This is a genomic window from Streptomyces toxytricini, assembly GCF_014649915.1.
Taxonomy (GTDB): Bacteria; Actinomycetota; Actinomycetes; order Streptomycetales; family Streptomycetaceae; genus Streptomyces; species Streptomyces toxytricini.
Window position 1 is genome coordinate 19,208 of the sequence record NZ_BMTY01000005.1, and the last position, 12,121, is coordinate 31,328.

Consider the following 12,121-nt stretch of genomic DNA (forward strand, 5'->3'; position numbering starts at 1 on the left):
TACGGAGTGCTCAGCACGGCATTTGCCTTCCGGTATCTCGTAAGCCGGTGATCCGGTACCGGCACAGCGTCGGTGAGGCGCGCTTCCAGGGCGTCAGGAGGCCCCTTCGAGGGGCCCGCAGTTGCGTTTCAGTCGGGTATCGGCCATCGGACGAGGACTCCCGGTGGGATCTCCTCCACCCAGTGCCTGACCGACGCCGACCTGCCGCACGACGTTCGCGGAGCCGGGGCGATCCTCCTGTTGTTCGGCCGGCACCTGACCCGGATCGCCGCCCTGACACCCACGCGGTGACCACCGTTGGCGAGGTTCCCGGCGTGGGCGATGCAGGGGTCGGTGGGCGGCTGCACGGCTGGCAGACCCGTTGGCGGAGGTGGTTGACGGCCCGGGCGCCCTGGAGGTCGGCTCTCATGGAGGCCGGGGCCCGGACGCCGATCTCCTGGACGGGAGCCTCGCCGCAGCAAGGCTGCCCCATACGGAAGCCGCGGTGCGGCGGTGTTCGAGCAGCGGCCTGGCGCAACCAGGGCGGACCCCAGGGGCGCCGCCTTGAGCGCTGGCCGCGCTCTATCGAACCGGACCGCACTCGTCGACCAACACGGTCGGCTGCGACAGGAACACGTCCGGCTCAACGGGTCCGTAAGCAACGTTGAACGTGTCGAGCCAGTATGACCAGTCTCCGTGTCCGATGCCACTGAACCGGTAGTTCAACTGCCAGCGGACCCACTGGCATGGACTCAGGCGCACTGCTGGTGGCCTGCGCGACCGGGGCGGCATACCGTACACGCGCTCCTCGCACGCCAGCACCCGCAAGCGGTCGCCCTCGTCGCGCAAGCCGACCCCGACTTCGCCGAGATCCTTCACCGACTCATGGGGGACGAACCCGTCCCACTCCGACATCTCAACGAAGTGCGCGAAGGAAGGCGGCACCTGCGATACCGGGAAGCCAGCCGGCACCGCGTTCCTGCGGGCAGCAGCGTCCCCGCCCCGGGAAAGCTTCGTCCATGACGTCCTGATCCACTGCACCGTGATCTCCACTGCAACCGCCTTTCACCCGCGACTACGGTGACCCCACCCTGGCAGCCATCCCCGTCACGACACGGCCGACCGCTCTCAGCGAGGATGCAGCGCAGCCGCGCGGGCGCCCGTGGCGGCCCCCACGGGCCCTTCGGGCGCAGCAAAGGGCCGCCGCCCCGACCCGGGGCGGCGGCCCTTGCGCCGTGGCCCCGCCCCGTGGGGCCGGGTCACGGCGCTCCCGCCGGTGGTGGAGGGAGTCAGGCGCAGGGGGTGCAGCAGGAAGGGGCGCGTTCGACGCAGATGGTGACGGCGTCGGTGTTGCCGGAGGGGTCGAGGTCCTTTTCGTCGGCACGGGCGGTGGCGGTGTTGGTGACCGAGCCGGCCGTGGTGGCCTTGGCGCGCAGGGTGAGCGCGGCGGTGGCACCGTTGGCGAGGTCGCCGACCGTCCAGAGGCCGGTGTCGGAGTCGTAGGTGCCCGCGGAGGCGCCGGCGGACAGGAAGACGAGCGGGCCGGGGAGCCGGTCGGTGACGGTGACGCCGGTGGCGTCGTTCGGACCGGTGTTGGAGACGGTGATGCGGTAGGTCACCGTCTGGCCGACGGTGACGGTGGTGGCGTCGGCGGACTTCACGACGTTCAGGTCCACGGCCGGCAGTACGTCGGTGACGGCCGCGTCGGAGGTGGCGGTCAGCGGCTCGGGGGTGGGACCGAGACGGTTTTCGTAGGTGGCGGTGGCCGTGTTGGTGACCTGCCCGCCGGCGCCGGCCTCGTCGATGGTGACGCGGTACTCCACCGTGGTACCCGCCGCCATGGTGACGGTGCTGGGCAGGCTGCCCGGCTGCCCGCCGGTGGCGCCGATGCCCAGACGGAACACGACCTGGTTGCCCTGGGCGTCGAAGTGCGCCTGGTCGTCTCCGCTGTGGTCGCTCTTGACTCCGGCGTTGGGGCCTTCGACGATGCGGAGGGACCCGGGGAGGTAGGTCGTGCCGGCGGGAATGGCGTCGCTCAGCGTCAGCGCTTCAGCCGCGCCTCCGCCTTCGTTCTTGGCGGTGATGCGGTAGGTGATGACGTCGCCCACCTGCAGCGGGCCCTGCGGGGTGGCGACCTTCGTGAGTACGACCAGGGGCGCGGTGCCGAAGAACACGCCGTCCAGAAAGTTGCCGACCGTGGGGGCCCCGCCGGCGGCGGCCACCGAGCGGAAGGCGAACCGGGTCGTGGTCTGGCCCGCCGGCACGGTGTACGTTCCGGTGTGGTAACCCCAGGCGGTGGTGCCGTCGGTGAACCGGCCCTGCTCCACGGCCGCGCCCGGCGCGCCGATGTCCAGCGCCATGGTGTCCTGGCCGAGGCGGCCCCTGTGGTGCAGGCGCCAGTACAGCTTCGTGCCGGGCGTCGTCGCCAGGTCCTGGTAGAGAGTGGAGACCTCGTTGGCGTTGAGCTCGGCGAACTGCGTTCCCTCAGCCGCCGGGACGCCCTGGAAACCCGAGCGCCACAGCTCGATCCGGTGATCGGCTGCTGTCGTACGCCAGCCGGGAACCCGTTTGGCTGTCTGGGTCTGCGTGGAGTCCGGCAAGATTTCGACATCGGTCACGACGGGCTCTTCGAAGCTGCCGTTGACCAGCGCTACTCGTAGCGGAATGGGTGTGCTCACGATCCTCCCCTTCGTCCTGCGTGCCTGGGTGTGCCGTCCGACCGGGGCCGCACCCGTGCAGAGGGAGCGGCCGCCGAGACGCCGAAAGCACACCGCACGCAGCGGTGGGCGGGAAGAGACCGCGATTCCCTCCCGGCCAAACCCGTGAAGCACGTTTGCCGGGCATATTCCGGGACAACCACGGCGCGTCACCGCCCCCGTCGATCGATTCCCCGGGGCCGCCGGGAACCTCATGCCCGGCCACCACCAGCCGCCCCATGCCGCACGGCCGGAACGAAACCCGAACCGGCCCGGCACATGCACTGGCGAGGGTGATCGAAGCGGAGGCAAGTTGACGCTGCACGGTGGCTGCGAGTCGGGGCCCTGCGGGGATGTGTCTTCCGCCCCGGGTTCCGCTCGGACCGCGGTCGGTGCGGGCACCCCGTCCGGCCGACTTCCCACTCCGCCGCCTCCAGCACCGTCTGCCGTTCCACCGCGGGCAGCTTGACGGCGATCGCCCGGTGCGGGAAGCGCGTCCGCACACCCGCCGAGCGCTGCTCGGCGGTGTCCTTCAGTCTGACGACCACGCCGTCGAGGCCGGCGCACATCGCCGACGCCTCAATGGAGGCCTGCGGGCGGGTGCGGCAGGAGGCGGAGGTGGGCGGGCCTCCTGCCGGCCTCCCGGCCCCAACGGCCGAGCCTCGGCGTTTCGGCCAACCGCCCCCGAGCCGCGTGTCCATGTGCGGCAAGGGTCGGTGCACCGCACACCTTCGGAAACCCGCTGAATCACAGGGTGCGCAACCCGTCCGAAAGGAACAGGTGCTCGAAATCGTGCGGCGTCGTTGAGCACGTCGACGCACCACCGCGTCCACGAAGGGGGAACACATTGACGCTGGTCGAACCAGGCAGCGACAAGTCGGAGGTCACCTCGCCGACGCTGCGCGAGAAGCTCCTCCGGGCCCGGCTGGACGGGCAGCCGGAGCCGGTGAACGCATCCGCACTCATTCACGACGGGCAGGGCCGCTACCTGCTCCACCTGCGCGACCACAAGCCCGGCATCTGGCAGCCGGGGGCGTTCGCCCTGCTCGGCGGCGGCCGCACGCACGACGACCGGGACCTTGAAGGCACGCTGCTGCGGGAGCTGTCCGAGCAGGTCCCCGACCTCCTCCCGGCGGACCTGCGGCCGTACGCCGTGGAGACGGCCACCAGCCTCGACGGCCTCAGCGTCCCGATCCAGGTGTTCACCGGCATCTGGCGCGGCGACCCCGACCGGCACCGGCTTCACGAGGGCGTGCTGCTGCGCTGGTTCACCCCCGACATACTGGACCGGCTCCGCCTGAGTCCCGCGACGCGAGACCTCATCCGCCGGCATGCGGCCGAGAGCCCTCCGGGCGGTGCACCCGGCGCCGCCACTCCGTTGCACGAGGGAGGCAGGCGGCCCGTGCTCAACGGCATCGGCGTCCACCTCCATCTGGAGGACGACGAAGGGCGGGTGCTCCTGGGCCTGCGCCACCCCGACTCGGCTTTCGCGGGGAACACCTGGCACTACCTGGCCGGCAAGTGCGAACGCGAGTCCGCTGTCGCGTCGCTGGTACGGGAGGCGCGGGAGGAAGCGGGGCTGGTCATCGACCCCGCGGACGTGGAACTCGCGCACGTTGTCCACGTCGTCGACGCCCCGGGCGGGCCGCCGTTGATGCAGCTCGTGTTCCGTGCCCGCCGCTGGAAGGGAGAGCCGAAGGTGCTGGAGGCCGACAAGTGCCTGGCCTGGAAGTGGTGGCCGCCCCACGAGCTCCCGGAACGGCTCGTCTCCTACACCCGGACGGCTATGGTCGGCATCGCCGAAGGCCGCTTCTACTCCCAGTTGGGACGGTGACCGGCGTGAGCACGCCCACCGGGAGCGGGCGGCGGGCTCGGGCCGTCCGCACGCCGGCGCCGCTGGGGGTGCCGGGGTGAGCGCCGAGTCCGACGTCACGGTCGCGGCCGGGATCCTGGCGCTGCTGTACCGGATCACGCAGGCCGCGCTCAGCGAGGGCCCGGCGGGGACGGCGACCCGCAACCACGTCGCCGAGGACCGCACGGGCCGACGGTGGTTCGTGAAGGCCTACCCCCGTGGGACCGATGTGGAGGCAGAGCGGCAGGCGCCGGCCCTGGGTGAGGCGGCCAGGGTGGCCGCGCCGAACGCCGTCGTGGCGATCATGGGAGACGGCAGCCTGTGGACCCACGAAACGGACTGGACCGCCGCCCTTCGGGGGCTGATCCAGACCTGCCCCGGCAAGGACCGGCGCGCGGGCACCCGCGGAGCGCACGCCGGGCGGGGCCGCTCCTACGAAGAGGGCCTCGCCGACTCGGCGTTCAGCGACGTGGCCGAGCACCGCTTCCCCGTCGCCCGCGCCCGGAGGCCCGAGAACGTCATCGGATACCTGCGCACCACGAGCTTCGCCCACCCCGCCCACCACGAGTTCGAGGACGAGGCGCTCCGCCTCCTCCAGGGCCATGCGCGCGGTGGCGTGCTGACGGAGGACACAGAGTTCACGTTGCTGCTCGCTCGCCGCCCCGGCGATGACGCGTGACCGGCGCCCGGCGGCACACCGAGCCGCTCGACGTCCACCTCATCGCCCTGCGCGACGGCCCGGCCGGGCCCGAGGTGCTGCTGTCCCGCCGGGCCGGCGACGTGTACGCGGCCGGGTGCTGGCATCTGGTCAGCGGGCATCTGGACGGTCCGTGGGAGGACGCGGTGACGGCCCTGGTGCGCGAAACCCGCGAGGAGGCCGGCATCGTCGTCGATCCGGCCGATGTCCGTGCGGCTGTCACCGTGCACCACCGCTCCCCCGCGGGCGGTGCCCGACTGGGGGTGTTTTTCGAGGTGAGGTGCTGGGACGGCATCCCGGAGGTCATGGAGCACCGGGTGTGCGACGCCATAGAGTGGTTCGCGTTCGACAGGCTGCCGGAGCCGATGGTCGCGTACTGCCGGGCGGGGCTGGATGCCTACCGGGCCGGTGCGCGGATGGCCGTGCACTTCCAGGAGCCGGGCGATCCGATCGCCTACGACCCGACCGTTGACCGGCTGGTCCTGGTCCCGGAACCCGCCGACCGCGGCGTGGTCCCGGATCAGGAGGTGCGCGCCTTCGCCGAGCAGGCGGTCGGCCGGATCACCGCATGGACGGACGTGTCCTGGGCGCGGGCGGAGAGCCGTGTGTGGAGGGCGGACGGCGCCGAGGGCGGCACCTGGTACGTCAAGATCCACCAGAACGACCGCTTCCACCGGCGTGAAGTGACGGCGCTCCGCGGCTGGGTCCCCGGCCTCGGCCCGGCGGCGCCCCGGCTGGTGGCTGCCGACCCGACGCTGCGGGCCGTGGTGCTCACCGCAGTGGGAGGACGATCCCTGCACGGCGCCGTCCACTCGCCGGAGCAGCAGCGCCTCATTTTCCGCCACATCGGGCAGCTCGCCGCCGCCATCCACACCAGCGCCCCACCGCGTCCGGCCGCCGGCACCCTGCCCCTGGGGAAGCTGGAACGGCACCTGGCCGGAGCCCGGCCCCGCCTCGCCCCCGGGGACGAGGAGTTCATCCGTGCCACCGCCAAGAAGGCCGCCACCCTTCCGGCCCCGGACACGGTGCCCACCCACGGCGATTTCCAGCCCCGCAATCTGAGGTGGGACACGGCCGCCGGCTCCCTGTACGTGTTCGACTTCGAGCGCGCCGAACGGGGCCCTGCCGTGCGGGACTTCGTACGGCTCTCCGACTCCTGGCACGGCCGCCCCGACCTCCTGCAAGCCGTGATGGACGGCTACGGCCGCCCCTTCACCCCGGAGGAAGAAACCCAGCTCGCGGTCCTGTCCGTCCTGGACTCCGTCTCCGGCATCTCCCACGGCGCTGCCCACGGCGACCCCGAGCTCGTCGAGCGCGGCCTGCGCACGCTGGCCCGGCTCCGCGCCGCACGGCGCCCCTGACCGTCACCACACCCACGCACGAGGAGCAGCACGTTGACGCACACCGCCCGCGACGAGTGGGAGCAGCACTACAGCGACGGCCGGAACTTCCGGCAGGTCGGTGAGCGGGAGCGGGAGCTCCTCGCCGAGCACACCCCCGTCCCGAACGGCGGCGGCCTGGCGCTCGATGTGGGATGTGGCACCGGCGAGCTGGCCGCCTACCTCGCCGCCCTCGGCTACACCGTGGACGCGTGCGACTTCGCGGACAGCGCGCTCGCACGGGCCCGGGAGGAGCACGCCGGCGTCGAGGGCGTGCGCTGGCTGCACCTGGACATCGAGCGCGGCGACCCAACCCAGCTGCGTGAAGAGGGGTATGACCTGGTCACGCTCCGCCTGATGTACCCGTTCGTGCAGGACAGGGGGCGCGTCGTCCACGGGCTGGGTGAGCGGCTGCGGGACGGCGGCGCTCTCGTCGTGATCACGCCGGTGGCGGCGAACACGCCTGAGGAGCGGCGCGGGATCGCCTTGGACGAGGACGAGATCGCCGTGCTCGCCGCCGGCTGGGAGACGGTGGAGCGGCTGGACGCGGACGGCCTGGCCGTCCTGGTCCTGCGCGGCCCCTGCCACGCCGACACGAGGGCCGTCGAGAAGCGGCCGGCCACCGCCCATGCCCTGACCGGCGCCCTCGCGGTCGTCACCGACGACGCCGGCCGGGTCCTGCTCGGCCGGTCCCGCCGCGGCATGCTCGAGCTTCCCGGCGGCAAGTCCTCCGGCCCGGAGGACTTCGCCGCCGCGGCGGTCCGCGAGCTCGCCGAGGAGACGGGCCTGGTCGCCGACCCGGCGGATGCACACACGGTGACGATGCTGGTGGACGACAGCCACGGCATCCCGCGGCTCACGGCCGTCGTCCGGATCACCGCGTGGACGGGAACGCTGACCAATGCGGAGGCGGACAAGTCCGTCCGCTGGGAGTTCTTCGACCTGCACGCTCTCGCCTGCGTCGGGGACGTCTTCGTCCCGGCCGCCCTCGCGATCGACAGCGTGTGGCCCGGCGTCATCCCGGATCTGCCGCCTGTGGTCTCCTACCCGCTCGCCGCCGATCGGCCGCCCGTGCCGGGTGAGCCGGGTGAGGCCGTCCGGCTGCGCCAAGCAATGGCCCAGACGGTGATCGACGGCGGCTGGGCCCCGTCCGAGCCCGTCCGCGACGCGCTGCGCACGGTGCCCCGCCATCGTTTCGCCCCGGAGGTGAACCTGGCGGCCGCGTACGACGGCGGCGACCGGGCGGTCATCACCCGACGCGACGAGACCGGGACGGCGATCAGCTCGGTGTCCGCGGCGTGGCTGCAGGCCGACATGCTCGAGAGCCTGCGTCTCGGGCCGGGTGCGATCGTGTTCGAAGCGGGGTCCGGTGGCTACAACGCCGAGCTGATCGCCCACGCCGCCGGGCCGGAAGGCCGCGTGGTCAGCGTCGACATCGACCCGTGGGTCGTACGCCGCACCCGCGCCTTCCTCACGGAGGCCGGCAGCGGGCGCGTCACCGCCGTCGAAGCCGACGCCCCACTTGGCGCACCCGCCGACCTCGTGCCCCGCGGCGGCTTCGACGGCAGCGTGATCACCTACAACTGCTGGGACATCGCCCCGGCTTGGCGCGAGCAGCTGGCCGAAGGCGGGCGTCTGGTCATGCCGCTGGAGATGGGCGGTTACACCCGGGCGATCGCGTTCGAGCGGCGTGGCGAGGTGTTGCACGCCCGCCGCTTCACCAACTGCGGCTTCGTCCGCGACCAGGGGCAGCAGGCCCGCCCGGCCCTGGTCGTCTCCCTGCTCGGCGGAGCGCTGGCGCTGCGCTTCGACGACGGTTCCGCCGCCGGCACGGAGGGCCTGGAGGAGGCGCTGCGCGGGCGGCGGCACGAGGTCGCGACCGGCGTGACCATGGGCGCGAACTCCTACTTCGGCTCCCTTCAGCTGTACGCGGCCACCACCCTGTCGGGCTTCTGCCGCCTGGTGGCCCACCAGGGCCCGGAGGAGGGGATGACCGGCATCGCGAAGAACCGCGACGCCCCCGCGATCGTCGGCGAGGCGTCGCTGGCCTACCTGCTCCACGTCCAGACCAAGGGCGGCGACAGCCCGCAGGGCAAGGAGTGGGAGTGGGTCGTGCGCGCCTTCGGCGAGCAGGGGCCCGAGCTCGCCGAGCGGCTGGTGGCCACGGTCCGTGCCTGGGCCCGCCACATCCGCGCCGACGACAACGACCAGCATGCCGATCCCGTCCTGACGGTCCACCCGGCCGGCACGCCCGACGATGCGTTGCCCGCCGGCGACGTCCTGGACAAGCTGCACTGCCGCTTGGTCTTCCGGTGGCCGGGGCGTGACGCGGTGCTGCCCGGCCCCGTTGACCGTCCTGAGGCCGACGTCGTGGCGGAGGGGGTGTGACGGTGGAACGGGCCGTGCGTCAGACGGTGTTCGCCGCCCCGGCAGAGCGGGGCGAGCTCGACCGGATGCGTCGCGCGCACGCGGCCGCCGCGAAGCGGTTCTGGGTGTCCGCGTCGGGGCCGGAGGTGTGGGGGTGGCAGGGCCGCACCCTGGGGCGGCGGGCCGGGGACTGCCGGCTGCGCATAGTCTGCGCCGGGGTCGGCAAGGCGGGCGGACGGCTGTGGGAGGGGACGGCGATCGCTGACACGCATGTGCCGCGGTCGGTACCGCGTCCGCGGCTTCGCGGCGTTCCCGACTGGACCTCACCGGACGTCGCCTACCGGGCGGAGCTCACCGAGCATGTCTCCGGCCAGCCGGTCACCAGTGGCGCTCCCGCGCTCGACCAGGACATCGCTCTGCCCGACTCGTGGTGGTCGGAGCTGAAGTCCGCGCTCGGGACGCTCGCGGCGGTGCCCACCGACCGGGAATCGGTACGGCAGAACCGGGTCGACCGGAACTTCCGCCGCTTCCTCGGCATCGACCCCATCCGAATCGGTGAGACGACGACCGGGCACGCCGATCTGCACCGGGCGAACCTGACGCGTGCGCCCCTGGTCCTGTTGGACTGGGAGAACGGGGGCATGGTGCCCGCGGGCTACGGCCTCGGCCTGCTCCACGCGTACTCGCCGGCCGCGCCGGCGACCGCCGCCCGGATCCGTCGCGCGTTCGGCCACGCCCTGGACACCGACGCCGGCCGGACCGGAGAGCTCATCGCCCTCGGACAACTTCTCCAGGCGTGCTTCCGGGGCGTCCGCCCTCACCTCGCCCCGCTCGTCGCCCGCCAGGCCGAGCACCTCACCGGCACCCCCCGTCCCACGCCCTGACCGGACCCGACAGCCTGGAGGAACCCGTGGCCCGCCCACGCGTCGACGTCGTCGTTCTGACCATGAACGATCGCCCTGTGGAGGAAGCAGCTGCGCAGGCGACACTCCTCGCCCAGAGCGGCGTCGACGTGCGGGTGGTGGTCGTCGGCAACGGCTGCAAGCCCGAGGTCGTGCCACCTGGTGCGCTCACCGTGTGCCTGCCCGAGAACATCGGCATCCCCGGCGGTCGCAACGCCGGGGCCGACGCGCTGCACGAGGCGGGCGATCCGGCCGACTGGCTGTACTTCCTCGACAACGACGCCGCCTTCCCCCGCCCCGACGTCCTCGCCCGGCTGGTCGCCGAGGCCGAGCGGCATCCCGAGGCCGCCTGGGTGCAACCCCGGCTGACGGGCCCGGACGATGTGACCACCCCGCGCCGCTGGGTCCCCCGGCTGCGGGCGGCGAACCCGGGCCGGCCGGGGAGGGTCACCTCGATGACCGAGGGCGTCGTCCTGATCCGGCGGGAGGCCTTCGACGAGGTCGGCGGCTGGGAAGGCAGCCTGTTCCTGTACCACGAGGGCTCCGACCTGGCCTGGCGGCTGTACGCGGCGGGCTGGAGCGGCTGGTACGCGGCCGACATCCGTATGCACCACCCGCTCACCACACCGGCCCGCCACGCGCTGTACCACCGGCTCGCCGCCCGCAACCGGATCTGGATCGCCCACCGCAACCTCCCCGCCCCGCTCATTCCCCTCTACCTGGGCACGTGGACCGTGATCACCCTGGCCCGGGCCGTACGCGGCGGCGGACTGCCCCAGACGCTGCGCGGGATGCGCGAGGGCTGGGCGACCCGGCGTACGCAGACGCGGCGCCCGATGAACCGGCGCACCGTGTACCGGCTCACTGCCGCCGGGCGGCCGCCGGTCATCTGACCCCTTTGCCCCGTCCACCGCTTCGAGGAGACCCCGTCGTCATGAACAGCCCGCCCTTGCCCTCGCTGCTGGGGGTGTTCGCGCACCCGGACGACGAGAGCCTCCTGGCCGGCGGCGTACTCGCACAGCACCACTCCGGCGGGGCGCGCACCGGTGTCGTCACCGCCACCTGGGCGTCGGCCAGCAGGCGCGCGCCCGAACTCGCCGCGGCCCTCGCTGTCCTGGGCGCCGGTCCCCCGCGGCTGCTCGGCTACGGCGATGCCCGCAACCCCGAGTCCGCCCCCGGTGAGTCCCGCCTCGTCGACGCTCCCCTCGACGAGGCCGTCAGCCGTCTCGTCGCCCACATCCGCGACTTCCGCCCCGAGGTCGTCGTCACTCACGACGCGGTCGGCCAGCTGACCGGCCACCCCGACCACGTGCGCACCCACCAGATCACCCTGCTCGCCGTCGGGGCCGCCGGTCTCGAGCCCCTCTACCCCGAGGCGGGCGCCCCCTGGCAACCGTCGGCGCTGTACGCGGCCACGCATTCGGAGGCTGGCGTGGGCCGGCTCGGGACCCTGCTGGAGAGGGTCGGGAAGAGCGTGCTCACCGTCCCTGACGCGTATGTGACCACGACCGTCGACGTCAGCCCGTGGGCCGGGGTGAAGTGGGCGGCCGTCCTTGCCCACCAGGGGGAGGTCGCACGCGAACGGCCCCTGCCCGGCATCCTCGCCCGCCTGCCCGAATCCGAACGCAACGAGATCATCGGAACCGAGTCCTTCACCAGGCTCACCCCCGGCCCCGTCGCGGGCGATCCGTCCCGGCTTCTCGCCTGACTGCCGTGGACTGGGTCTCCGCCGCCGGCGCCAACGCGCGCCCCGCCACGCGGTTTCCCGGCGAGGTCCTGCACGTCTTCGACGGCGGGACGTGGGACGACCAGCAGATCGCCGCCATCCGGCCCCGCGCAGGCGAGATCGAGGCGGTCGACTTCGTCGAACCCGCCCGACTGCCCGAGCTGATGTCACCCGACAACGCCCGCCGGCCGTACGCCGTGTACCGGAACGGGTCGGTCACCACATGCCGCGGGTTTCGGAACCGGTGCGCAGCAGCGCCTCGCCGATCGCCAGCGCCGAGCCGGCATAGGCGAGCCCGATCTCGACGACCGTGCCGACTCGCTCTTCCACCAGGACGTCACGTACCTGATCACGGTCACGCTCCGGCAGCGGGACGGTGGCGAAGTCCGGACGGCCTTCGGGACTCCACGGTGGCCCGTGTTCGGCGAGCTCGCGGCGGGCGGCGGCCACTCGATCCGGCCACTCGCCCGCGACTCCCCCAGAACGAACGTTCGAGCTCGCGCGGCACACTCGGCGTGGTAAA

10 protein-coding genes are annotated in these 12,121 nt (G+C 72.9%); 7 read left to right on the forward strand and 3 right to left on the reverse strand.

The features are described from left to right. Positions 1–561: 561 nt before the first annotated feature. Together IE170_RS07645 and IE170_RS07650 are read right to left on the reverse strand one after the other, a co-directional pair. Positions 562–1,032 (reverse strand): hypothetical protein, encoded by a 471-nt coding sequence (locus IE170_RS07645; RefSeq protein WP_189808531.1) that lies wholly within the window; start codon positions 1,030–1,032, stop codon positions 562–564. A gap of 236 nt (positions 1,033–1,268) precedes the next feature. Next, positions 1,269–2,657, reverse strand: a complete 1,389-nt coding sequence (locus tag IE170_RS07650) for a CLIPPER-2 domain-containing protein (RefSeq protein ID WP_229884633.1) — start codon at positions 2,655–2,657, stop codon at positions 1,269–1,271. Positions 2,658–3,522: 865 nt separating this feature from the next. Between IE170_RS07650 and IE170_RS07655 the strand changes: the two genes are divergently transcribed. The 7 genes from IE170_RS07655 to IE170_RS07685 all read left to right on the forward strand — a co-directional run bounded on the left by IE170_RS07655 (position 3,523) and on the right by IE170_RS07685 (position 11,580). Next, positions 3,523–4,509, forward strand: a complete 987-nt coding sequence (locus IE170_RS07655) for an NUDIX domain-containing protein (RefSeq protein ID WP_223855649.1) — start codon at positions 3,523–3,525, stop codon at positions 4,507–4,509. A 76-nt stretch (positions 4,510–4,585) separates the two neighbouring features. After that, positions 4,586–5,206 carry a hypothetical protein gene (locus IE170_RS07660; protein ID WP_189808533.1) on the forward strand — a complete coding sequence of 207 codons (621 nt, stop codon included), beginning with the start codon at positions 4,586–4,588 and terminating at the stop codon, positions 5,204–5,206. Further along, positions 5,203–6,585 carry a phosphotransferase gene (locus IE170_RS07665; protein WP_189808534.1) on the forward strand — a complete coding sequence of 461 codons (1,383 nt, stop codon included), beginning with the start codon at positions 5,203–5,205 and terminating at the stop codon, positions 6,583–6,585. Before IE170_RS07660 ends, IE170_RS07665 begins: the two co-directional genes overlap by 4 nt. Before the next feature lie 33 nt (positions 6,586–6,618). Further along, positions 6,619–8,991 carry a methyltransferase, FxLD system gene (fxlM, locus tag IE170_RS07670; protein WP_189808535.1) on the forward strand — a complete coding sequence of 791 codons (2,373 nt, stop codon included), beginning with the start codon at positions 6,619–6,621 and terminating at the stop codon, positions 8,989–8,991. A gap of 14 nt (positions 8,992–9,005) precedes the next feature. After that, entirely contained in the window at positions 9,006–9,854 is an 849-nt protein-coding gene (locus IE170_RS07675) for a hypothetical protein (RefSeq protein ID WP_229884634.1), read from the forward strand. A gap of 62 nt (positions 9,855–9,916) precedes the next feature. Continuing rightward, positions 9,917–10,765 carry a glycosyltransferase family 2 protein gene (locus IE170_RS07680; protein ID WP_189808537.1) on the forward strand — a complete coding sequence of 283 codons (849 nt, stop codon included), beginning with the start codon at positions 9,917–9,919 and terminating at the stop codon, positions 10,763–10,765. A gap of 41 nt (positions 10,766–10,806) precedes the next feature. Further along, positions 10,807–11,580, forward strand: coding sequence for a PIG-L deacetylase family protein (locus IE170_RS07685; RefSeq protein ID WP_189808538.1), 774 nt, complete (start codon positions 10,807–10,809; stop codon positions 11,578–11,580). Positions 11,581–11,814: 234 nt separating this feature from the next. Here the strand turns inward: IE170_RS07685 and IE170_RS07690 are convergent, their stop codons facing one another. Next, complete coding sequence (locus IE170_RS07690) at positions 11,815–12,048, reverse strand: hypothetical protein (RefSeq protein WP_189808539.1); 234 nt, start codon at positions 12,046–12,048, stop codon at positions 11,815–11,817. Positions 12,049–12,121: the final 73 nt, after the last annotated feature.